The following is a 23,789-nucleotide window of genomic DNA, read 5'->3' on the forward strand; positions in this document are numbered from 1 at the left end:
GAGCCGTGTGAGGTGAAAGTCTCATGCACGGTTCTGAATGGGAGGGGGAGAAGGTGACTTCTCTCTCGACCCCTAATAAGATTGCAGTTGCCCCAAACTCGCTCCGGATCGGCAGGAGCGGGTCGGCGGGTCCGAAACTGCGATGCCCGTCACCTCGCCAACCCCAAACCCCTGAGTTCCATGTCAACCATGATGATCGAAAAAAGAAAACCGTCTCCGCTCGCCTATCTGGGAACGATCGCCCTGTTGGTGGGCGGTGGGGTTGCCGCCTACTTCGCCCTCACCGCCCGGAAGCCCGTCGAGAACGTCCCCTTGGGGGCGAACGTCGTCCCCCAAGATGCGATCGCCACCCTGTCGCTGTCCACCGAACCGCAGCAGTGGGAACGGCTGCGAGGGTACGGAACCCCCGAATCCCGGGCTGCCCTGGAAAAACGGCTGGCCCAATGGCGCGATCGCCTGCTGACGGACAACGGCTTCAATTATCAACAAGACATCCAACCTTGGGTGGGCGACGAAGTGATGGTGGCCTGGTTGTCCGACCCCGCGATGATTTCGTCGGGTCAGGCGCCCCAACCGTCGGATACCCCCCCCGAATCCCCCATCGTCTCGGCCCGGATGGTGGTGCTTCCCATTGCCGACCCGGCCAAAGCCAAGGAAATTCTCGACCGCCCCAAAACCATCGCCGGCGGGAGCGTCACCGAACGCAGCTACCGGGGCGTCGATATCGTCGAAACCGAAGGTCTGCCCCAAAATTATTCCATCGCGGTACTCGGACAGGAATTTCTCCTCGTCACCACGGCCCCGAGTGCCACCGATCGCGCGATCGATGCCTACCGGGGCGACGATTCCCTCGCCAAAACCCCCGGCTACGCTGCGGCCGTCCAAACAATTCGCAACCCCGCAGCTTTCGCCCAGGTCTATCTCAACATCCCCGTGGCGGCTTCCGCGGCCTCCCTCACCTCGGCCCAACCCATACAGACGGAAAGTTTGGAACAGTTGAAACAAAATCAGGGGTTCGCCACCACCGCTATTCTGGAAGAAAACGGCATCGACTTTCGGGCAGTGTCCTGGCTCAAACCCAACAGCCAACGCAAATTTAAAGCCGCAAATCAAGCCCACGGGATGCTCAAACGGATTCCGGAAACGGCGATCGTGACGGCGGGGGGCGGCAACCTCAAGCAGGTGTGGGAGGATTACAATCAGGGGGCTAACGCTAACCCCATCGCCCCCTTCAATCCGAAGGCGTTGGCGGGGAGTTTGAAAGAGTCCATCGGCATGGACTTGGACAAGGATTTTCTCAGTTGGATGGACGGGGAATTTTCCCTGGCTTTAATTCCGGCAATTCCCAATAAAGATGTCCCCCAAAAGTTCGCCGCCGGGTTCGCATTCATGGTGGAAGTGAGCGATCGCTCCTCGGCGGAAAAGAGCCTTAAACAACTCGACGAAGTGATGCGGGGGCGGAATTTCCAGGTGGGAGAAGCCGTCCTCAACGGCCAGCCCGTGATCCAGTGGACTTCCCCCTACGGCGGTTTCAGCGTCATCCGGGGATGGCTGGACGGGGACGTGGCCTTCGCAACTGTGGGGGCGCCCGTCGCCAACCAATTCCTGCCCCAACCCCAGAATCCCATTACTTCCAACGCCCTGTTCCGGGAAACGCTGCCGTCGGACCGGGACCCTGACCAGGGTAATTTTTACATCAATATTGAACAGGTTTTCGATCGCAAAAATCTCTCCCTACCGCCCCTCGCCCCCCAGCAGCAGGTCTGGGTCAGAGCGATCGAATCCATCGGCCTGACGACTGCGGTAACGGGCGATCGCACGGTCCGCTACGATGTCTTCGTCAATTTCACCGATACAACGGTAGCGGAGGGAGAGTCGGAAGTCGGTATTAGGGAGTCGGGAATAGAAAAAAATTGACAATTGGTAATTATCAATTGTCAATTATTAATGATCAATTATTCATTATCGCCGTCGGCGACTGCCGCCGGTGGAACGGTGTCGGCTGCCGCTGCCGGTTCCGAAACTGGGCGTCCGCCGTTGGGTGGGACGGGCTTCCTGGGACTGCCGCAGGTTGCTGCCTCCGACGCCGGAACCCGTCGAACGGTTGGCGTTGGGGTTCGTCCGGTTCGGAGAAGTGCTCGAACTCGGAGAGGAAGAACGCACCGTTCCCGTACTGCGGAAGGTCTGGCGGTTTTTCACTGCCGGGGGGGGTTCGTTGTAGGTGCGGCGGTACTGGCTGACAGCTTGGTTATAGGTGTTTCCGTAGCCACCATAACCCACCATCACGCCGCCGGGTTGATAGACGGGGGGGACGTAGTAGCGGGGGGCAAACAGGCTGTTGGCGATCGCACTTCCGACAAAGGCCCCGGCGAAGGGACTCCAGAAGTTCGACTCCCGGCGGACGATGACTGTTTCCGTCTGTCCGGTTTGGGGATTGGTTTGGGTTTCGGTGACGTTGTGGACGTACTCGATTTTAAAGTCTTCGGTCAAATACAAAATCGGCTGGTTATTTTCGACTGCCAAATAGCTACTTTCTCCGGCTTGGATTTGCTCGGCTGTCAGGCGAGCCATTTGCAGGTTATCCGTCCGGTAGACGGGGGGTCTGGCATTGAGCAGCATCAGGGTATATTCCCCGGTGGCGTCGTCGTATTCAGCCTGTTGGACGGGGTATTTTCCGTCCGAGAGTTGGGTCGGCGCCGGCGCCGCCGTGCGGACGGGTTGCTGTACGGCGGTGGGCGAGGGCGAACCGCAACTGACGGTCGTCCAGCCCAGGGCGAAAACCATCAAAATGGTGATCAATTTTTTCTTTAACATGGTTTGGTTTTACGGTTTGAAAGTGCGATCGCAAAAGGATTTCGACAGTTACAGGGGAACCAGTTCCGGAAAGTTCTGTAGCAACTGCTCGTCGGTGAGTTCGTCACCGAAGCGGGCCGGGGAAAAGTGGATCTGAATCGCCCGCAAACTGCCTTGGTAGTGGAGGTTGACGATCGCCTTGAGTCCGGCTTCCATCGCTTCAAAGCTGGCTAGGTCCGTTTCCAAGTCCGGAACTTCCCCTTCACAGGCTATTGTAATCATTACCACCAGGTTGTAGGTGACGGGCAGGGTCAGGGGTTCGTCGGGGTCGGGTTGGCCGAGGTCGGGTTCGCTCAGATACCGCCCGGCGGCGTCGGTGAACAGTTCGTTTACATAGTCCCCGGCTTCTTCTTCGCTCCAGAGCACGTCCCCCTCGTTGCAGGCGGACTGCCAGTAGGTATCGTACTGGAGGAGGCCCTGGCAGAGGTTCACCAGGCCTTCCCCCATCACTTCGAGATCGCCGTTGGCTTCTACGGCGTCCCGGGCGACCCGGTTGAGGATGCCCAGCAGGGGGGCGACTTCGGAACCCGCCAGGTGCAGGAACAGGCGGGACACCACGAACCGGGTTTTCCCGAACATTTTGTTAAAGCGATCGCCGATGGCCATAGTTGGAATTAATTGATAACTGATAATTGATAATTGACAATTTTCAATCGTCGGTTCTTAATTGTCAATTTTGTGGGCTTTCTCATAATTCTGGGGGCTTCGGGGGGCGATCGGGCCTGGAAAATCTCTGGAATTGTTTTATGGTGGGGGTTTTGGCTTTTGTAAAGTTATGCGACATTTTGCGTAATTTTGCACGTCAAGTGAGTTGATGTCACTGGGAGAGAATGAAAGAAAAGTTAACAATTTTGGAGGTTGACAGTCTCGCACAAGGGCCGATAAGATGATGTTAAATAAATACAAAAAACACAGGATATTTCTTTGCATCCACAAAATGCATAAAATCCTGTTAATTCGTTCATCTCTACAGCGTCAACCTAAATTTATCGGAATTCACTTCAAAAGATGCCTCTATCTATCTTTTACTGTCCTTAAATTAGATTGGATGAATGCTGAGATGAATTTGTAGTTCGACTAATTGTTCGGCTAATTTATGCAATTCTAGGAGTTTTTTGATATGCAGCTTACAAATGTAGTGGAACCGTTTGGTGAAGTCAACGTTTATAAGCAAAACAATGGCAGCATTAAGATTGTTGCAACAATTCTTACTGTTCCAGATTTAGAAGGGGTAAGGATGGGTTTGGCTTTGGATGGTTCTGCCTCCATGAAAAAAATGTATGGAGTGAGTGGGGTTGTCGGGGGCGTGTTTGGGGCGGCTGCCAGTATTCCCAATGTTGTTGAACCCGTTACTCGCACGATGATCGGCTACTTGTCGAACTTTTCATCAAATGGCAAAGTTGATTTAATTTACTGGGCTTGTAGTGCGGATGGTTCAAAAATTGAAGAAGTGGGGGGATTTGACGAGCAACAAGCCCAAAATTTGGCGATCGTCGGCCCCAAAAAATTACCGTGGGGGCGAGGAACCAAGCTGTTGGCTCCTCTCAAACATTTTGTTGAAAAATTCAAAGATGCTCCGTCTTTGGGCGTCAAGCAACCCGGTGCGCTTTGTGTTTTCGTGACTGATGGAATTATTGAAGATCTCTCAGATGTAAAACAATATTGTCTCCAGTATGCCAAAGAAGTGACCAATCAAAGTAAGCCTTTTATAAAAATGCTGCTAATTGGAATCGGTGACGAAGTTGATGTCGGACAAATGGAAGAACTAGATAATATGTTTGAAGGCAAAAATATCAAAGATGCTTCCGGACAAGATATTGACATTTGGGATCATCAGTTGGCAAGTGATATGAACAAATTAGAACAGGTATTCAAAGAGTTGGTTTCTGAAGACATGACGGTTATTGGTTCCGGTCGAATCCTAAACCAAGCGGGAAAAGTTTGCAAAGATTATCCAGACGGTGTTCCCGCGTTACTTCGCTTTACTTTACCTTCAGGTTCAACGTCCTTCACCTTAGAGTTTCCTGGCGGAAATATCACCCAAGATATTTCTGATGGGTTATGACCAGATCGGATGACGAATTTTCAAACAAGGACGACAAAATATGTATAGCTCCAGCTCAAATTCTGAGGAGCAACAATCGAGTTATCAACTTCCCAGAAGTGTTGTTGCCAAGGAATTTGGTGAAGTCAATGTCAAAAAAAGTGGGCATCACTTACAAGTTTTGTTCACGATTCTTATGGAACCTCAAGGATCTGATGCTGAAGGTTGGCAAACCGGTATTGCACTAGATGCTAGTGCTTCAATGCGAGGTTTGTATGGTCGAAGTTTGATCGGGGAAATTCCTGATAATTTGAACAAAACATATGAAAAGAAAGGGTGGATTACTTTAAAAGTTCAAGATGGAAAGACTTATAAAGTTATCAAGTCACAAGCTTATGAAGATGCCATTCAAAAAGGATACATAAAAGCCAGCGATAATATCGTTCAACCTTTGGCTCAAAAATTTATCAGTTACTTGGCAGATAATTTGGATGCTGATGGTGGAACAACGGTAATTTACTGGGCAGGTGGTGATGGAAGTTCTACCGAAGTTCTAGGGGATTTTACAGAACAACAATGTCGTCAACTCGAAATTGATGGCCCCAAATCGATGGGCTTTGGAGCCGGCACAATTCTTACCCCTGCTGTCCAGTATTTTACCGAACGATTTGCCGATGCCAAACGAGGAATGTATATTTTTATGACCGATGGCAGAATTGATGACTTGGCGAATATCAAACAATATACAAATCTGTTGGCAAATCAGATCAAATCAGGTCAGCGCCATGTGGTCAAATGTGTTCTAATCGGTGTCGGCGATGAAATCGACCTGCGCCAACTAGAAGAACTAGATGATCTGACAACTGATACCGGGATTGATATTTGGGATCATAAAATCGCTACTGAAATGAGTTCTTTAGTTGAGATTTTTGCTGAAGTTGTGGATGAAAACCAAATTGTTGCTCCGACTGCAACAATTTACGATGATTCCGGGAAAATCGTCAAAAAATATACCGATGGTTTTCCTGCAAAAGTTTCATTTACGCTCCCTTTGAATACTCAAGGATTTGAATTGGAAGTCTATGGTCAAAAAATTTATCAAACGGTTGTTGTTCCCAAAAACAACCGAGATCAATCAAGTCGATCAAGCTCCGATCTAAATCTGGGTTAGATGGAGACAACTTAGTTCAACTGTAAAAACATTTTTTTTTGAGTCATTTCGTGTCAGGAGAAAAATTATGTCATCTCGTCGTTTGCCCGTTTATTTAGTTTTAGATTGTTCCGGTTCGATGTCCGGCGACCCCATTGAAGCTGTCAATCAAGGGGTTAAAGCACTGGTAGCCGAACTGCAAAGTGAACCCTATGCCATAGAAACCGCTTACCTCTCTGTTATTACTTTTGAAAGTACCGCCCAACAAGTTTGTCCCCTGACTGAATTAATGACATTTCAGCCACCTTTACTTTCTGCGGGAGGGACGACGGCATTAGGTGCTGCCTTAAAACTGTTAACCCAATGTTTCGATAAAGAGGTAAAAAAAGCCAGCGACGCCCAAAAAGGGGATTGGAAACCATTAGTATTTTTGATGACAGATGGGATGCCAACTGATACTTGGGAAAAAGCGGCAGATCAATTGAAACAGAAAAAACCCGCCAATATTATTGCCTGTGCGGCTGGCTCAGGAGCCGACGAATATACGCTCAAGAAACTGACAGAAATTGTAGTTAAGTTAGATAATTTGCAGCCAGATACTCTCAAACAGTTCTTTAAGTGGGTATCACAGTCAATCAAGCAAAGTTCTCAGAGTGTGGCTCAGGTGATGGCAGATAACCAACCGATCAATCTACCTCCCCCTCCTCAAGGAATCCAAATTATTCCTTAATACTAGGCTGATGCACCCAATCCGGGTGCATCGACACCACCATTAAGATCCAATCATTAACCAAAGGCTAATAAAAATTATGTCTGATTATGACTCTAATAAAAATTCAAATGAAGAATTCATTAAAGCAGTTTTATGGAAACTTGGTCTGATCGAAAATTCAGATGAGTTACAAAAAAAATGGGACGAGTTTCGTGATTATTTTAAGGAAGATGAATTTAGGGATAAATTCAAAATTGCTATTCGTAAATTTTTGACAAAAGATCCACAATTGTTTCCGGTTCCAAAAGTAGAGAAAAATGCTACCATAACTCCAGCCGAGCCTCCTATAATTGATCAATCTCAAGTATCCAAAGGAAAATCCATTCAAGATGGCGAATTGTCACGTCAAAACCAAGATTTGATAAAAGCTAATAACCCTTCATCTAGTGATCCTCAAAATCCAGCTAACAGGAGTTCAGGAGATCCTGAACCACCCGAAAAAGAAGTTTTAGACAATTCTCAAAACCAGGAAACATTTCATCGAGAGTGCAATCAGCAACAACTTGATCAGCCTAAAGCAACTTCTACCCCTATTACTCCGCCTTGGCAGTATCGTCCTGTTCCCGATCAAGATACGGAACCAAAACCTCATGACGAATTTTATCCTAAACCAGGTCAATCTTCAGAAGGATTAAAACTGATCGGAGCCAGAGTCAGAGGAAAAATGCACAAACATCAAGGAACTAATTGTGATGATTGGTTTGAATTTGATACCGTTGATAAATGGACAATTATTGCAGTTGCTGATGGAGCAGGATCTAAAAAGTTTTCTCGAATTGGTGCCAAGAGTTCTTGTAAAGAAGCGGTTAAATCATTGAAGAATTCTCTCAAGTCATTTTGTCTCGATTCTCGGCAAATAAAAACAGATTTAGAAAATGATTTGAGTCGTCAGGACGGGATGTTTAAAGGAGAAGATGTAAAGGAATTGCAAAACTTTTTATACGGGGCTTTAAATGAGGCTTATAAAGCGGTTGAAAATAAAGCAAGTTATCTTAAGAATTTTACAGGTTACAACGATAAAGCAGCAGGAAACAAAGAACTTGATACCAAAGATTTGTCAGCCACTCTACTTCTGGCTATCCACACAACAATTCGGGTAGAAAAAGAAAATTCTAGCTATGATTTTGTTTTAACTTGCCAAATTGGAGATGGAATGTTGGCTGCTATTTCCCATGAATATAATTTAAAATTATTGGGAAAACCTGATATTGGAGAGCATGGAGGACAAACTGATTTTCTGACTTCGGCTAGAAAGTTAGAACCTTCTAATCTTGTCCAAAAAACTTTTCCTTTCATTGGCAATCTAAAAGCCTTGATGCTCATGACAGATGGTGTTTCAGATGACTACTTTCCCAACGATCCAGGTATGTTGGAACTGTATGGAGATTTAATCTTAAATCGAGTTATAAATATTCCTAATTTTGACAAAAAAGAGAGTGAAAAAAAACCACAAAAAACCGATTTTCAAGATGAAGAAGTAGAAAGAATTTTAGCCTCAAATTCTGAGGAACCTAAAAAAGTCTTAATCCGTTCTATTGCCAAGTATGCCAAACAGTTGGACAAAGATATTAAAGAGGTACTGACATCTCCCGATTTATTAAATGCCGGGATTTTGACGGAACAAATGTGTTCGGAATGTGAAAAAATGGAGTCACACGAAAAATTAAAAATTTGGTTGGACTCCTACTACCGAAGAGGCTCTTTTGACGATCGCACGTTGGTTGTTTTATATCGGGAGGAAAATTGATGGCAATTGCAACCTTGGCAGATGGGAGCATCCTTGAATATATCCCCGATATGATTGGGGAAGGTGCGATGAAGCAAGTCTATTTTACGGCGGACAAAACGGCGGTTATTTGCTTTTACAAAGATCCGAATGCCGGTTCAGATAAAAATCGGTTATCTCGACTTGGAGCCATCTTAAACAAATATGATCCTGCTTCTGGGACTAATGGAGATTATTTCAAAAACCTATTTTGTTGGCCGACGGCGATCGTGACTCAACCTTCATTGGGAGTGATTACCCCTGTTTATCCTCGGAATTATTTTTTTGAAACGGGAAAGTTACAAGGAAAAGAAAAAGAAAGTACCTGGTTTGTTCGTTCCAAACTTCGCTCTATATTGCCACCCGAAGAAAAAGGAAAGTGGATTAATTATTTTCAAATTTGTATTCGTTTGGCACGAGCAGTCAGACGTTTACATCAAGCCGGATTAGCTCATTCTGACTTATCTAACAAAAACGTTTTGATCGATCCGACTTCTGGAGAATGCCTGATCATTGATATTGACTCTTTAGTTGTTCCTCAACTTTTTCCACCCGATGTGCTGGGAACAAGGGGATATATTGCCCCAGAAGTCTTATCAACCATTCATTTACCCCTCAACGATCCTCAACGGAAACATCCATCCACTGCCACCGATCAACACGCCCTTGCGGTTCTGCTGTATCAATATTTATTGGGGAGACATCCCTTAGAAGGTCCCAGAACTTATCCGGCGGCATCGGCGGAAGAGCAAGAGCGTCTAGAAATGGGTTCAAAAGCATTATTTATTGAACATCCTAGCGATACTTCTAATCGTCCTCAAGATTTACAAATTCCTGTTACTGCTTTGGGGCCGCAGTTAAGTCAACTCTTTCGGAAAGCATTTATTGAAGGATTGCACTCTCCCCATCTTCGTCCACCCGCCATTGAATGGGAGCGAGCTTTGATCAAAACCTGGGATATGTTTTTTCCATGTGCAAATCATTATTGTCCGAGTAAATGGTTTATTTTACATGATTTCAATCATGCAAAGTGTCCTTTTTGTGGTTCAAAACCCAAAGGAAAAGTTCCGATTTTGAAGCTGCGTAAAGAAAGACGTCCGGGACAATGGATTGGGGATGGAAAATTGGTTATTTATCAAAACTTATCGCTGTTTAAATGGCATATTTTTGACAATATTTTTCCGGGAGAAGGAGCCGATCGCACCCCCCAAGCTTATTGTGTTTTTTATCAAGGAAATTGGTTGCTCATTAACCAGGAGTTGACTTCGTTGATGTCATCCAAAGGCAATTTAGTTCCTCCGGGAAGTGCAATTAAACTTGACCATGGCATCCAGTTTCGGTTTTCTAAAGAACCTCGATCTAGAATGGTTGAAGTTCAAATGGCTGAGTTCACATCCTAAACATTAATTATGTCAAGCCGAATGATTGGAATATAAATTGAGGAATGGGAGTTATTAATCAATGTCTAAATGGATTGAAGATATCAAAAAATTTCTGGGTATTTCACCTCAACAAAAAAGCAATAATAACCGACAAAATTCGCCCTCTAAAGGCATCAAAAAGAGTGCAGCCGGAATAAAAAATACCAAAAAAGTAACGAATACTCAAGTCAAAAATCCTGTTCATTCAGAAGCTGCCAAGATTGGGCCAAGCCAGAAAAAACAAGAAGTCACTGTCTATCAACCTCCCATAACAGAACAGTTTACTCCCTCTAGCCGAGACAGCCTTCAAGAAAAACTAAATACTTTACCGGATGACTCTACGCTCCAGTTGTGGCCTCCAAAAGCAGAATATCCGGGTCCCCTTATCATTAATCACCCGATGATCCTGGATGGGCAAGGGGCAACCCTATGGTCAAAAGTTGGGCCTGTTTTACTCATTCAATCTCCGGGAGTCAGCTTGAAAAATCTGAGAATTGAAGTCACAGGAGAGCAACGGAGTAATTCTCGCGATCAATGCGCGATTTTGGTCAAATCAGGAATCAATCTACAGTTTGATAATATACAAGTACGAGGTTCTGTTATGGGATTACCCCAAGAAGAAGGCGAATGGCAGTATCCAGAATGTTTGAACGTGGGTCAACTAGCCTACGGAAAAGAATATCATTTTGTCGTCAAAATTTTTGTCCCAGTTGATTGCAAAATAGTGACCGATATTTCCGGTTTAAATATACAAAATTACAAACTCAAACCGGGGCTAAACTCGGTCAATATAAGTGTTGACAAAATGCCGGAAGACACTTTAGTATCTGGCAATATTTTTCTGGTCTCAGCATCTTTAAAACGAAGAATTACTGTGACGGCTCATGTGATATCTTTGACAGAAGATTCGACTTGGGTTATACCGAATCGTATTTTATGGGAACCCGAAACCGGGCTGAGTAATGTTTCAAATCCAACCTCACAGGAACAATTAGATCAAACAGAACCGGAAATCATAGATGGTTCTGAATTATCTGAATTGGATTCTTCATTTTCAACGTCTATCCCTTCCGATATTACAGAAACTCAAGATTCCGAGGAACTCGATCAAACGACATCGTGGTCATCTTCCCGGATTCGTCGAGGAGAAACACTTCAAGATGGAATTTTTACCGCAGAAACAAACCGATTAGATGACGAAGCTGACAATGAGAACGAGTCCAGTTATTTGCAGCTTCCCGAACTATTTACTCAGTCAAGTAATAATGATGTGATATCGAATTCAAAACCTCAAACCTCATCAAAAACTCAATCCTCTTCCTTGCCTTCTATTTTTGAGGAAGAACAGTCCCCATCTCAGTCTGTTGAACCTCTGCCCGCTCCTTCAGTGACCAATATTGATACATCAAAAGATATCAATCCTTTATTCGGCGATGATTTTCCAAATTCCGATCCGAAACATAGTGAAAAATTGACAGAGTCAGATCGAGAAAAATCGCCGAAATCAGAGGTAGCTAATACCGATTTGGAAACTTCTCAATCCCCGACAACTAGAAGAGTGCAGTCCCAGAAAATATCTCCTATATTTGGTAGCATTGACAATAATAATAAAGAACCTGAATAAACCTATCATATTGATTGAGTGGCTGCGAAGAGTTGGGAGTCGCGCAACGTTCCCAGTCATGCAATTGTAATGGGAGTACCCGCTCAAGTTTTCAAGCAAGGTCTAAGTCGGGGCGAAAGTTTTTCGCCCCTAACGATGGATATTAATAGACGAGAGAGGTCTAGGCAGACGCCTCTTCACTGAGGATGCGATCGCTGTACTGACTCGACTTAGCCAGATAAATTCCCCCCAAAACCGTAGCAAAAGCGAGAGTATTCACCAGCGTCAAGCCTTCAACAAACACGATCCAAGCAATAATCGCGGCAAACACCGGATCGAGTAACAGGAAAATCCCCACCAAACCCGAAGACAGACGCTTGAGGCTATAGGCTTGTAACCCTTGTCCCACCACTTGGCAAACGATCGCTAACCCAATCACAGCCATCCATCCAGAAAGGGTGACGGGAAACAGTTGATCTTCAGCCAGTAAGACAACCGGTAACGAGAGAATTGTACCGACACCACAACACCACATTAAGATCACCGTCGCGGGGAATTTGTGGCGCAGGGTTTCGATCAACATCAAATTGGCGGCGGAAAAGACGGCGGATAATAAGGCGGCAATATCCCCGTTCAGGTGTTCGGCGCCGACCTGGAAATCATCCAATCCCAGAGCGATCGCCCCGATCGTCGCAACCAGTAACCCCATTAAAAACCGCCGGTCAAAGGATTCGTGGAAAATGACCCAAGCCCCCAGAGTGGTAAATAACGGCGTTAGATTATGTAAAATCGTTGAATTAGCGACACCTGTGAGGGTCAGGGACCAAGCCCAAAACGCCAGACATCCCCAAAACATGACCCCGGCACCGATCAACAAAACCAGATCCCGCCGATTCAGCGCTTCAACCTTCGGTTTTGCCTCCGGACTCTCCCCAGTTTTCCAGTGTTCGAGGGCATAAATCACCCCCAAGACTAAAAAGGCAATCCAAAATCGGTGGAGGATGGTGGAAAATGGCCCCAGTTCTCGCTCACTCAGGCGGATGAAAATTGCGGCAAAGGACAGGGAGGCGATCGCCAAAAATATAGCAACCAGGGCTGATACAGTGGAACTAATTTGAGGAATTCTGAGTCGATCGGGTTGGAGCGAAGGTAAGGCTCGGGTTAAAGACATAATCTTAGCAAGGGAAACCCTTGGAGTAGCAGGGGCGAAGGAAGAAGATGGAGTCCATTGACTTACAATCCTCCTCTCCCTTTCAACTATCTTAAGATTCTTTCCCCATCAGTCAGACACCTTATTTACAATTTGTTACAGAATTAAACAACTCTTCATTAAACGGCTCTCAATTCCATCATCAAACCCTGACAATTCATCATCATGGGGACATCGAATATCAAGTCCGGAAAATCAGCGATCCTATCAATTTCTGATTGTCAAAGTCCGAACATCGTTTTTACAAAAATAATTTGAGCGGACATGATAGAATCTGCTATCCTGAAAGATACAAGAGGTCATGGGATGTTCTTTCTGACCCCTATTAATGAATATTTTTTCTGATTCAATCGGCTCCTGATCATTAACCATACAACATCTGCGATCGCACCAGTGGGCTTCATCCGGGGGTGTGATCGGAAACTTTGCTGAAAACCCGTCCATCTGAGAGGATCATGGTTTAATATTGCTGTTTGAGCCGCAAAATCTATGAGCCATTCTTCCTCAGCCGAGTCCCCGGAGACGCTTCCCATCCCCAAAATGAAGTTTTGGACGAAAATGGCCTTCGGTGCCGGGGACTTGGGAACCGCGATGACGGTCAATATATTAGTCTTTTTCCTGCTATTCTTCCTGACGACGGTGGCGGGACTGCCCCCCGGACTGGCCGCCAGCGTGCCGATGGTGGGGAAAATTTGGGACGCAGTGAACGACCCGATTATCGGCGTTTTGAGCGATCGCACCCGCCACCCCTGGGGCCGCCGCTACCCGTGGATGGTGTTCGGGGCAATTCCCTTCGGGCTGTTTTTCTTCCTGCTGTGGATTGTCCCGAGCACCGATACCTGGGTGCAGTTTTGGTACTACGTCCTGATCGCGATCGCCTTCCACACGGCTTACACGGCGGTCAACCTCCCCTACGCCACCCTCACCCCTGACCTGACCCGGGACTACAACGAACGCACCACATTGAACGGATTCCGGTTCTCATTTTCCCTGGGGGGCAGTATTTTTTCCCTGATTTTGGCACAAATCATCTTCGCGATGTTCCCGGACGACCCCGGCCTCAAATATATGATTTTGGGATTGGTGTGCAGTTTGGTGGCGGTCCCGCCGATTTTCTGGTGCGTGTTGGGCACCCGCGCTCGCGTCGCCGAAGTGCAGGCAGCGACGGGGGAGGAAGACGAACCCACCACGTTACCCCTATCGGAACAGGTGAAAATCGCCTTCAGCAACCGCCCGTTTTTATTCGTAATCGGAATTTATTTATTTTCCTGGCTGGCGGTGCAGTTGACGGCCTCCATTTTGCAATATTTCGTGGTGTACTGCATGGACCTGCCGGAAGCGACATTTCCCCAAGTTGCGATCGCGGTTCAGGGCACGGCATTGGTGGCGTTATTTCCCTGGAGTCGCGTCAGCGAACGGTACGGGAGGCGGGCCGTTTATTTGATGGGAATGGGATTGTGGATTATCGCCCAGGCGGGGTTATTTTTCCTGCGACCGGGACAGGTGGGGTTGATGTATATTTTGGCAATTATTGCCGGGTTGGGCGTCTCCACGGCTTACCTCGTCCCCTGGTCGATGATTACCGATGTCATCGATTACGATGAACTCAACACCGGAGAGCGGCGGGAGGGAATTTTTTATTCCTTTATGGTATTATTGCAAAAAATGGGATTGGCGATCGGGATTTTTTTGGTGGGGAAAGCCCTGGATATCGCCGGATTTGTGGAGTCGGTTTCCGGACAGGAAATCGCCCAACAACCGGACTCAGCATTGTTGGCGATCCGGATCGCGATCGGACCCCTGCCGACGGTGATGTTAATTATCGGTATCATCCTCACCTACTTTTATCCCATCACCCGCCAATATCACGAAGAAATATTACTCCAACTCCAGGAGAGAAAAAGGGAACGCGAAGCGTGACGCGGGGGCGCGAGGTTTGCGCCCTCCCCGACTCCTCCCGCAGGAGGGCGATCGCCATTTTCCCGGACAGCGATCGCGGTGCGTTCCCGACCTTCATCAACCGCCTTGACCGACGATGGATGAGTGGGAACGCACCCTACAAAATCCCGAAATTTAATTGTTAATTGTTAATTGTTAATTGTTAATTTTTAATTGTTAATTGATTTGAATTCGACCAGGGTTTGAAAGTAGGTTTCCGGCAATCCCGTGTCGAAGCTGCGACCTCTGATGATGTAGCCTTTCATCTCGTCCTGTTCCCGCAGGGTTTCCAAGCAGGATGTCAGTTGATATTCCCCCTTTTCGCGGACATCATGGCGGATGTTGTCGGCCAGGAGATTGAAGATTTTGGGGTCGAGAATGTACAATCCGAAGACGGTCAAAAAGCGGTCCCAGTCGAGTCCCCGAACCCGCAGGTTGGTGCGGGCGTAGTCGAGGGTCGGCTTTTCATAAATTTGCGTCAGGTCGAATAAATTTTCGGTCTCTTCCACGGGTTTTCCCGCCACGCAGCCGTAGTGGCGGATGCGATCGCCCGGAGTCATTCGCAATCCAATTATATTTTGTTGAACTTCTTCGTAAACTTCCATCAGTTGACGGGCACAATTGACCTTCAAATCGGAGGCATAAACGTGGTCGCCCAACAGCAGCAAAAACGGTTCTTCATTCACCCACTGCGCCGCACAAAAGACCGCGTGGCCGAACCCCTCCTGCTGTTCCTGGGTCAAGATGGTGATCCGTTCCCCCAGGGTTTGCAAATAGTGGCTGTAGTCGCGACTGTCCGGGGAGAGTTTGCGCCACAATTCCGGTTTCGGAGACCCCTGAAAGAAATCTTCAAATAATTCGCGATCGCCCGCTTGGACGACAATTCCCACCTCTTCAATTCCCGCGTGGAGGGCCTCTTCCACCACCACCTGAATCACGGGTTTGGCAACTCCCTCGGAATCCACAATCGGGAAAAACTCTTTTTTGACCATTTTGGAGGCGGGGAACATCCGAGTCCCAAATCCCGCCGCCGGGATCACCGCTTTCCGAACCCGACGGTTCTCTTGTCCTTTCATCGTCTCCGCTCCTCCCAATTCGGGAAACGGATGCATTTTAACCTAATTTCCTGACAATTTGTTGCCGGGTGAGAACCGCCCCCCCCCATCGCCCTTCAGGGTGAGCGGAAATCCCCGCATTTTGGGAAAATCGGCTTCAATTCGGGCGATCGCTTCCCCTCGGACTCCTTCGTCCCGCGCCACCCATCCCGTCCCCCGGGGCACTCACCCCCTGGCCGCCGAGTCGGGCCGGATCGGTTCGTCATCCAACAATTGATGCACTCGGGGCCATCGGAGTTGTTCGGGACCGGTGGAGATCAGGTATCGGTCGAATTCGCTTTGGGCGCAGGTCATTAGGTTCCCCAACGCCCCGGCATCCCCCCGCCACAGGGCCGCGATCGCCTCCGAAATCAATCGAGCGTTAATTTTGACCCAATCGTGCTGAACGCCCCGTTGGAGGGCATTTTTAGCGTAGGGATAACAGGCGTTGAGTCGTCCGAGGATGGTTTGGGTGTCCTTACAGACTGCTTATTTTCCGATACAAAACTTGCTGAAAATTCTGTCCAATACCGATTCTGTAACTTCCTCCCCCGTCACCTCTCCCAAGGCGTGGATCGCCCCCCGCAAATCGATCGTCCAGAAGTCGAAGGGCAGACCATTTTTGATCGTGGTTTGCACCTGTTCCAAGGCGACTTTGGCGCGGGTGAGGGCGGCGGCTTGCCGTTGGTTGATCGCCAATTCCAGGTTAGCCGCCTGGAGGTTTCCGGCGTTCACCGCGTCGAGGATGCCTTCTTCCAACTCGGAAATGCCGTGGTTGAGGGTGGCGGCGGTGGCGACGATGGGGGCGGTTTTGTCTTCCAATTGGTTTAAAATCGATTTTTGCACCGTTTCTAACTGTTCGGAGGTGATGCGATCGCACTTATTCATCACGACAATAAGCGGACGTTCTTTTACCTGGAAATAAATGTCACTTTCGGCTGGAGTCCAACCCGTTTCGGCATCGAGGGTAAATAAGATTAAATCCGCCGTTTGGGCGGCGGTGCGCGATCGCTCCACCCCGATTTGTTCGACGCGATCTTCCGACTTGCGAATCCCGGCGGTATCGAGCACTTGGATGGGAATTCCCCCCACCACCAGTTGGGATTCTACCACATCGCGGGTGGTTCCGGGCAGGTCGGTGACGATGGCGCGATCGCTGCGACTCCAGGCATTTAATAAGCTAGATTTTCCCACATTCGGACGGCCGACGATCGCCACTTTCAACCCCGTCCGCAACAATTCGCCGCGATCGGATGTCGCCACAATCTCCGTCAATTCTCGCAATACATTTTCGAGTTGAATGATAATTTCCCCTTCATTTAAAGGCGGCAAATCCTCTTCAAAATCCACCCTCGCCTCAATTTCCGCCAAAATATCCAGGCAGGTCCCCCGCAGGCGCCGGATCGGGCCGGCCAATTTTCCCCGCAGTCCCGCCAACGCCGCCCTCGCCGCCACCGGGGACTGGGCGTCCACCAACTCGGCGACGCTTTCCGCCTGGGTGAGATCAAGGCGTCCGTTGAGAAAAGCCCGCAGGCTGAATTCTCCGGGACCGGCTAACCGTGCCCCCGTTTCTAGACACAACTGCAACACCTGCTGGACGGGGATGATGCCGCCGTGGCAGTGGAATTCTACCACGTCTTCCCGGGTGAAGGATCGGGGGGCAAACATCAACAACAACAGGGCTTCGTCCACGATTTCGCTGGTTTGGGGGTGGCGGATGTAGCCGTAGAGGATGCGGTGGCTGTCCCAGGGCTGGCGTCCGGGGGCGTGAAACAGGGTTTTGGCGATCGCGACGGCATCGGAACCCGACATCCGCACGATTCCGATACTGCCCTGCTGGGGGACAATTGCGGTGGCGATCGCGACAATGGTTTCGCTTGCCGTCCCGATTTCCGACATTTTTACTCACCCAAAACTAACGAATCCTCGAATTGTATTGTATCGCGAAGGGTCAATTCGGTGGGCGATCGTCAATTGGAGTTTTCCCCGGGGTCAAATTCGCGACGCCGATCAAAAAGAAAATCGCGATGGAAATGATACCGCCGGAAACGACGGCGAATCAATTTTTGGAAGCCTGCTATTTGATTGATCACAAAGGCGGGGGATATGGCGATTTGGGTTCCTAGGGACGCCCAAGCGCAACAAGAAAAAGAAATGCTGAATCGATCGCCCCCATCTCTTCCTCCCGATAGGTGCGCGATCGCCCCCCATCCGGTACAAAAAGAAGGGCGATCGGCTTTGCCGGTGAGCTTCGCCCAATCGCGGGGAAACATTCCATGCTGATAACTGCAGAAATGCGCTGGTTTCATCCCGGACAAATCCCGGCCGACATTCGGGGCTGGTTCGAGTCCGACTGCCTCGGAAAATTGGAAACCCCGCCGGCGCGAGAAGATCTGTATTTGTGCGTTCCCGGCTGCGAATTTCTCAACCTCAAACACCGGCAGGGACGCCTGGAATTGAAGTGGCGGCGGGAGGATTTGGGCGTCTGGAACGTGAGCCCGCAGTGGCAGGGACGCGCCCAAATTTGGATCAAGTGGCCCTGCGACGACCCCCAGGCGGAGCGGATGATCCCGCCGGAAGTGCGGGAGATGAAAACCTGGATTGCCGTCGAGAAGGCGCGATCGCTCCGTTCCCATTCCCTCGATGGGGAGTCCGGGGGCGCCCTGGAACTGAGTCAACTGCACATTCAAAATCAAGACTGGTGGAGCGTCAGTCTGGAGGTGTACGGCCCCGAGGAACGATTGCCCGAGATCTTGGATGCGATCGCCTCCACCGTTTCCCGCAACTATTCCGGTCCTCCCCTCACCCTCGCCCATTCCTACCCCTACCCCGCCCTGCTGTTGAGAATAGGGAGTAGGGAGTAGGGAGTCGGGAGTCGGGAGTAGGGAGTAGGGAGTAGGGAGTAGGCAATAGGCAATAGGCAAGCTAGCAATAGGCAATAGGCAGTAGGCAATAGGCAAGCTAGCAATAGGCAATAGGCAAGCTAGCAATAGGGGACAAGCTGATATCCGGTCTGTACCAACTCCCCAATCATCTGAATATGATTTGAGCTAGTAGGGGCGCAAGGTTTGCGCCCTCGGGAATTGATTCCCAAGCGGTCTGGATGTCCCACCCGTTGCCTCCCTCCGCCTCCTCGGCCTGTCTAGCCATTTTTCGGGGAGCGGGAAAATTTTGTTTCCGGAAGTGTTGACAAACCGATTTTTCTGTGCGACTATGAGAAAAGTCTGATGAAATGCGGGTGTAGCTCAGTGGTAGAGCGTCACCTTGCCAAGGTGAATGTCGCGCGTTCGAATCGCGTCACCCGCTCTCAACCGGAAACCCGACTTCCTCGCGGAGGTCGGGTTTTTGCATGGGGTGTAGGGTAGGGAAAGTCAAAACTTCCCGATTCCCGATTCAAGACCCTTGCCGGAGCAGCAGTTGCCAATCTCGAATCATGTCCCCAGACCAGAGCCAATTTTGGCTCAATTCGTGGGGTTTGAAGGCCTCCGGCGCCTCCGATCGCACCTTGTCGCGGAATTTGACAGCCTTGCTCAACTGCACCATCTTCTCCTCCGTGGGCAGGGATTCGGCCGATCGCATCAACACCAAACCCAAACCCGCGTAGGCGTCGAGTACCTCGCGATTCTGATTCTCCTCTGATGCCCCCGCCGTCGGTTTGGCACTCGCCGTCATCACCCCCGCCGTCGGCGCGGCGGGATCAGGTGTCAAAGCCGGATCTTCCAATTCCAGGGCGCGATACCAGGCCAGGTAGGCCCGTTCCAAATTGCCCTCGGCGTAGTAGGCAAATCCCAGGGCCGTCTGATATTTAAGGGAGGTGGGGCGCTGTTGGACGGCCCGAGCCCAGAAGCGGCGCACGTCGTCCCGGGTGTAATCCGCGTTGCCCCGTTCGATGGATTGCCAAGCCAGCCGACCCTTGAGAAAATTAATGCTGGGGTCGTCCGCATTTTGTACCGGAACGGCGGCGAGGGCGGCGTTGGCTTCCGCCACGGCTTTCCGGTCTAGCAGTTCCGTCACCGCCTCCACCCCGGCGCCCAAATTGCCGCGATCGAACTGTTCGATCGCAATTCCCAAAACTTGGTCGGTGCGGGCCACTTCCAAGGCCGTCGCCTGGGTCGCCGCGGAGTTGAGGTTGCCGGCCGACTCGGAAGCGGACAGGTGGGACCCGACGCCCAACAGGGGTACGATCCGATCTTGAAATCGCCACAATCCCCAACTGAGGGGGAGGAGGACGATCGCCAACAATAGCCCCAATTTCAGAGGAGACGGTTGGGGGGGCGACGTCGGGGGGGACGGCCAGCCCGACCCGTCCAGGAGAGAATCGCGCCGGCCCTTTTCTGCGGGTCGGGCGGTCTGGAGTTTTCCGAGTTCCTCCCCGATAAATGAGGGGAAATCGTCCCCCGTGCCATCGAAATCGAGGGAATCGTCGAAAGAACCGGATAAAAACTCATCATCCTTGAGAAAGGATTCCGGATCTTCAAAGTCATCAAAATTCCAATTGGCGGAGGAAGCCGTCAAAATCCCGTCGAATTCGTGGTGCAAATAGAGAACGGGCAAAGCCCAATAAAGCTGGTGGGAACCGTAGGCGGAAATCAACCCCTGTCGGGCGCGACTCAAACTCAGATCCACCGAAGAACCCTGATTCAAATTGCGGTAAAACAGGCGGGTGAGGGTGAGGGCCACTTCGTCGGGGATGCGTTCGGCCATCGCCAACACCCCCGGAATGCCCCGTTTCACCAGGGCTTCGGCGAGGTTGAGTTCGGGCATCTCGCCCTCGGAAAGGGACGGGTTGCTGTAGGCGCCGCGACAGGAATTCAACACGGCGATCTGGATGCCGTTGTTGGCCAGCAGCCCCGCCAAGTCGTCGCCGCTGACGGTTTCCGTGAGTCCGGTGCGGCCGCTGACAAGGTGGAGGGCACCGCCGGTGGAGGTGTAGCTACTGTGTCCGGCGTAGTGGAAGATTTGGTACTGGCCCCGTTCGAGGGCTTGGGTGATCTGTTCGCGATCGGGTTGTTCCAGGATGGTGAGTTGGATGGGGCGGGACTGACCCGATTCCTGTCGGAGTTCCTGTTGCAGTTGCAGGGCTTCCTGCTGGAGTTGTAAGCTGTCTTGGTCCCCCGGCGTCGCGATCGCCATCAGGATTTTCAAAGGCCGACCGGAGAGCCGGCGGAGCGAGGGTCGGCGAGATCCGGTGCCGGGTTGGTAGCGAGAAAAGAGGATGTCGGTGCCGGTGGCGATCGGCCGCCCCCCCTCGTGGAGGACTTCCCAGGGCAAACTCGCCAGCCGCGACCCTTTCAACCCCAACCGCAATTGCAGGGGTTCCCGGCGGTGGTGGGCGATCGCCTGGGCGCTCGTCCAACTGTCCCGGAGCGTCCCTTGAAATAAATGATTGTAGAGTTCCTGGCCCAGTTCCACCAAACTCGACATCGGCGGAGCCTCGGGGCGGCCGAAATCCCCGGAGTCCCCCCGGGCGACGCTTTCGAGTACCCCCCACAGCGGATCGCTCATCAGGTGGTGGCTCTGTCGCAACCACTCATCCACCGGCCACTTGACTTGTTCTTCGGCCAGCGGTACGCCGGAGGGGACATTGAGCGTCCGTTCCGTCCGCACCAAATATTCATCATCCCCAACGGGGGTCACGGAAATGAGAAACTCCTGGGTCATCGGTTCCAGCTTGCGGGTGGGTGGGAGAAGCCGCGGGGCTTCCTGGCTGAGTCGATCGCATTTCTTCGGGAGGGTGAGAAACTGATTCAAATGACTCAAACTATCAGATTCTGAACCCCTCCGGCGATTTAAGGATATTGACTGCGGTGGGGAACCATTTGCTCCCCAATTCCAGGTTAACGAAATCCACGAAAGATAGCGCGTGTCGCCCAAGTCGTTTTTACGACCGTTGACCGGGAAATTCGGGATCGTCAATTACGGCGTACATTTGTTCAATGCGGCCTGCGAAGTTGTCAGAAATGCCGAATCGCGACCGTAGAGATCTCGGAGAATGTCCAGGGTTTCCCGGACCAAAATCAGAGAATTGACTGTATTCAACCAGGCGAGATCTCCCTCGGGGACGATCATGCCGTAAAACTCGCAGGTGAGGGGTTCTTCGGGGATCAGGGCGTAGTCGTCGCGATCGCTCTCGGGTTGGCGGAGCACTTCCCCGACCAATAGTAACCCGTCGCTGGCGAAGGCGTTGATGTTGCCCTCGCCCACGTCCCGGACGGCCTCGAACCGGCCGTTGGTGCCCGGATATTCCACGGGTTGGGCGAGGGAGTAGCGGCTGGTGATGAATCGCTCGGTGAGGGAGGCGGGGAGGACGCCGATGGTGATATTTTCCATCGCCCCAGAGGGGTTGAGGACGGCGGCGTTGTCCTGGGTGACGAGGAGGTGGGTTCCGGTGGCGATGAAGCGATCGGAATAGGCGATGCCCGGTTTGGGCGTGCGGGTGATGGTGTTGGGACCGCATTCGACGTGCACCGTCCCATCTTGAACGATCGCTTCCCGGTTTTCCAGGGTGGACTGGATCAATTCGACTCGGACGGGTTCGGCGAGTTGCAGTTGTTCGGTGAGGCGGTTCGCCAGCAGGTCCATGAGTTCGATGCAGTAGCCCTCCCATTCTCCGGTTTCGGGGGAACGGTAGCCGAGGGGGGCCGCGTCTTGTCGGACTCCGGCTTTGAGGGTTCGGGTCCGCCGGATGTCTTCGAGGACGGTTTCTGCCGAGGCGGCGGCGGGGAAGAGGACCGAGAGAATCAGACTCAGGACAACCCGGACGATGGTGTTGCTCATGGGGTTAAATTGAACGCTTGAGAGATTTTTACCGCCATCTAGCTTACCGTTTGGGGGGCTTCCCCCAAACCCCCAATTCTGGGGGCTTCCCCCAAACCCCCAATTCTGGGGGCTTTGATTCGGATTGAATGGTCACTCATTATTTCACACTCGATAAGCTGGGCAGGGCCGATACCGTCCGTCATCTCCTGGTAGTGTTGACGGCGGATGGAAAATTGCTCGAAAGTACCCGAGGCGGAGAGATAAAACTCCGCTATCCGAACGGAATCGCGATCGCGAACTCGGAAACCCTCGCCGTCGCGGACAGCAACAATTTTCGGATCTTAACTTGGTCAACTAATCCGCTTGGAATCGAACTCACCCCGGATCGACAGGTGGATTTTGTCCGCAATCCGAAATCAAAAAATCCCTATATTTCTGAATCACAAAAACGGGCGATTCCCGTTGCGGATGAGGGTCGAATCTATCCGGTATAGCAACGAGCGCTTACGTGGTTACAGTTGAAATGGGGTCAGAAATTTTCAAACCCTTATAGAAAAGCCGTTTCAGTTTACGACTCCCTAATACCGACGGCCTCGGACCGCGCGCAGCGCTATATTTGTCGAGTTTGACGTCGCGGGTTTTGGTGGGTGTTGGTGGGGGACGGTAACTTTGCCCGGGACAACCTGTTGCGGTTCGATCGCAACTGGGAAAATCCCCCCAAAATTCCCCTTCCTGGAAATCCCGATATTTCTGACATGGCAGTTTCCGAAGATCGGGTGTTGCTGACGGTCCCCGAGGCTTACTAAATTTGGTCAATTTCCCTCGATGATTTGTCCGTGGTTTTCTTCGGAAATGAGGCGTTTCAACAGTCCATGTACGAAGCCCAACAATTTCAGGTCAATTTGCGAAGATTTTATTACGGAAGTCTGGGCGTGGCGATCGCGGGTGTCATCATTTTATTGGGTGTGGCGGTGTGGGAACGTCGGCAACAGGCGATCGCCCTCCTCGATCTCGATCCCACCCTTTCGGATTCATAAGTTTGCGGAATGGGGGGCGATCGGATTGAAAGGATATCTGGAATTGATCCGCCAAATTTGGTGGCGGGCAACCGGAGACGGTTGCCACCACTATTTGCCCATCAGCAACCGGCAGGCAACCGGAGACGGTTGCCACCACTATT

At 50.6% G+C, this 23,789-nt stretch carries 20 protein-coding genes and 1 tRNA gene; 14 read left to right on the top strand and 7 right to left on the bottom strand.

Annotated features, from left to right (window positions below; genetic code table 11):
• The first annotated feature begins 189 nt into the window (after positions 1-189).
• Positions 190-1,917 (top strand): DUF3352 domain-containing protein, encoded by a 1,728-nt coding sequence (locus AC0QHF_RS16505; protein ID WP_324705326.1) that lies wholly within the window; start codon positions 190-192, stop codon positions 1,915-1,917.
• 45 nt (positions 1,918-1,962) lie between these two features.
• Here the strand turns inward: AC0QHF_RS16505 and AC0QHF_RS16510 are convergent, their stop codons facing one another.
• Both AC0QHF_RS16510 and AC0QHF_RS16515 read right to left on the bottom strand, forming a co-directional pair.
• Positions 1,963-2,814, bottom strand: a complete 852-nt coding sequence (locus tag AC0QHF_RS16510) for a hypothetical protein (protein ID WP_324705327.1) — start codon at positions 2,812-2,814, stop codon at positions 1,963-1,965.
• A 48-nt stretch (positions 2,815-2,862) separates the two neighbouring features.
• Complete coding sequence (locus AC0QHF_RS16515) at positions 2,863-3,459, bottom strand: DUF1517 domain-containing protein (protein ID WP_324705328.1); 597 nt, start codon at positions 3,457-3,459, stop codon at positions 2,863-2,865.
• Between the two features lie 514 nt (positions 3,460-3,973).
• Between AC0QHF_RS16515 and AC0QHF_RS16520 the strand changes: the two genes are divergently transcribed.
• The 6 genes from AC0QHF_RS16520 to AC0QHF_RS16545 all read left to right on the top strand — a co-directional run bounded on the left by AC0QHF_RS16520 (position 3,974) and on the right by AC0QHF_RS16545 (position 11,629).
• Positions 3,974-4,918 carry a vWA domain-containing protein gene (locus tag AC0QHF_RS16520; RefSeq protein WP_324705329.1) on the top strand — a complete coding sequence of 315 codons (945 nt, stop codon included), beginning with the start codon at positions 3,974-3,976 and terminating at the stop codon, positions 4,916-4,918.
• Between the two features lie 40 nt (positions 4,919-4,958).
• Positions 4,959-6,068 (top strand): vWA domain-containing protein, encoded by a 1,110-nt coding sequence (locus AC0QHF_RS16525; protein WP_324705330.1) that lies wholly within the window; start codon positions 4,959-4,961, stop codon positions 6,066-6,068.
• Positions 6,069-6,135: 67 nt separating this feature from the next.
• Positions 6,136-6,777: a vWA domain-containing protein gene (locus AC0QHF_RS16530; protein ID WP_324705331.1), complete on the top strand. Its 642-nt coding sequence runs from the start codon at positions 6,136-6,138 to the stop codon at positions 6,775-6,777.
• 79 nt (positions 6,778-6,856) lie between these two features.
• Complete coding sequence (locus AC0QHF_RS16535) at positions 6,857-8,566, top strand: PP2C family serine/threonine-protein phosphatase (RefSeq protein WP_324705332.1); 1,710 nt, start codon at positions 6,857-6,859, stop codon at positions 8,564-8,566.
• Positions 8,566-9,984, top strand: coding sequence for a protein kinase domain-containing protein (locus AC0QHF_RS16540; RefSeq protein WP_324705333.1), 1,419 nt, complete (start codon positions 8,566-8,568; stop codon positions 9,982-9,984). The genes AC0QHF_RS16535 and AC0QHF_RS16540 overlap by 1 nt, the downstream gene beginning before the upstream one ends.
• 61 nt (positions 9,985-10,045) lie before the next feature.
• Positions 10,046-11,629 carry a right-handed parallel beta-helix repeat-containing protein gene (locus AC0QHF_RS16545; RefSeq protein WP_324705334.1) on the top strand — a complete coding sequence of 528 codons (1,584 nt, stop codon included), beginning with the start codon at positions 10,046-10,048 and terminating at the stop codon, positions 11,627-11,629.
• A 160-nt stretch (positions 11,630-11,789) separates the two neighbouring features.
• Here the strand turns inward: AC0QHF_RS16545 and AC0QHF_RS16550 are convergent, their stop codons facing one another.
• Entirely contained in the window at positions 11,790-12,779 is a 990-nt protein-coding gene (locus AC0QHF_RS16550; protein ID WP_324705335.1) for a DMT family transporter, read from the bottom strand.
• Positions 12,780-13,307: 528 nt separating this feature from the next.
• Between AC0QHF_RS16550 and AC0QHF_RS16555 the strand changes: the two genes are divergently transcribed.
• Positions 13,308-14,738 carry an MFS transporter gene (locus AC0QHF_RS16555; RefSeq protein ID WP_324705336.1) on the top strand — a complete coding sequence of 477 codons (1,431 nt, stop codon included), beginning with the start codon at positions 13,308-13,310 and terminating at the stop codon, positions 14,736-14,738.
• Between the two features lie 188 nt (positions 14,739-14,926).
• Here AC0QHF_RS16555 and AC0QHF_RS16560 read toward each other — a convergent pair whose 3' ends face one another.
• Positions 14,927-15,832: a UTP--glucose-1-phosphate uridylyltransferase gene (locus tag AC0QHF_RS16560; RefSeq protein ID WP_324705337.1), complete on the bottom strand. Its 906-nt coding sequence runs from the start codon at positions 15,830-15,832 to the stop codon at positions 14,927-14,929.
• A gap of 100 nt (positions 15,833-15,932) precedes the next feature.
• Between AC0QHF_RS16560 and AC0QHF_RS16565 the strand changes: the two genes are divergently transcribed.
• Positions 15,933-16,088 carry a hypothetical protein gene (locus AC0QHF_RS16565; RefSeq protein ID WP_324705338.1) on the top strand — a complete coding sequence of 52 codons (156 nt, stop codon included), beginning with the start codon at positions 15,933-15,935 and terminating at the stop codon, positions 16,086-16,088.
• Positions 16,089-16,339: 251 nt separating this feature from the next.
• Here AC0QHF_RS16565 and mnmE read toward each other — a convergent pair whose 3' ends face one another.
• Positions 16,340-17,749 (bottom strand): tRNA uridine-5-carboxymethylaminomethyl(34) synthesis GTPase MnmE, encoded by a 1,410-nt coding sequence (mnmE, locus tag AC0QHF_RS16570; RefSeq protein WP_324705339.1) that lies wholly within the window; start codon positions 17,747-17,749, stop codon positions 16,340-16,342.
• A 377-nt stretch (positions 17,750-18,126) separates the two neighbouring features.
• Between mnmE and AC0QHF_RS16575 the strand changes: the two genes are divergently transcribed.
• On the top strand, positions 18,127-18,714 hold the full coding sequence (locus tag AC0QHF_RS16575) for a hypothetical protein (protein WP_324705340.1): 588 nt from the start codon (positions 18,127-18,129) through the stop codon (positions 18,712-18,714).
• 370 nt (positions 18,715-19,084) lie between these two features.
• Positions 19,085-19,156: transfer RNA gene (locus AC0QHF_RS16580), tRNA-Gly, on the top strand.
• Between the two features lie 87 nt (positions 19,157-19,243).
• Here AC0QHF_RS16580 and AC0QHF_RS16585 read toward each other — a convergent pair.
• Positions 19,244-21,610, bottom strand: coding sequence for a CHAT domain-containing protein (locus AC0QHF_RS16585; protein ID WP_473113733.1), 2,367 nt, complete (start codon positions 21,608-21,610; stop codon positions 19,244-19,246).
• A 156-nt stretch (positions 21,611-21,766) separates the two neighbouring features.
• Positions 21,767-22,627 (bottom strand): transporter substrate-binding domain-containing protein, encoded by an 861-nt coding sequence (locus tag AC0QHF_RS16590; protein WP_324705341.1) that lies wholly within the window; start codon positions 22,625-22,627, stop codon positions 21,767-21,769.
• Positions 22,628-22,755: 128 nt separating this feature from the next.
• On the opposite strand from AC0QHF_RS16590, the gene AC0QHF_RS16595 reads away from it, so the two are divergent.
• From AC0QHF_RS16595 to AC0QHF_RS16605, 3 genes are all read left to right on the top strand, one after another.
• Positions 22,756-23,103: an NHL repeat-containing protein gene (locus tag AC0QHF_RS16595; RefSeq protein WP_324705342.1), complete on the top strand. Its 348-nt coding sequence runs from the start codon at positions 22,756-22,758 to the stop codon at positions 23,101-23,103.
• A gap of 159 nt (positions 23,104-23,262) precedes the next feature.
• Positions 23,263-23,415, top strand: a complete 153-nt coding sequence (locus AC0QHF_RS16600) for a hypothetical protein (RefSeq protein WP_324705343.1) — start codon at positions 23,263-23,265, stop codon at positions 23,413-23,415.
• A gap of 24 nt (positions 23,416-23,439) precedes the next feature.
• Positions 23,440-23,646 carry a hypothetical protein gene (locus tag AC0QHF_RS16605; RefSeq protein ID WP_324705344.1) on the top strand — a complete coding sequence of 69 codons (207 nt, stop codon included), beginning with the start codon at positions 23,440-23,442 and terminating at the stop codon, positions 23,644-23,646.
• The last annotated feature ends 143 nt before the right edge of the window (positions 23,647-23,789 follow it).

The sequence above is a fragment of the Lyngbya sp. CCY1209 genome, assembly GCF_055795065.1.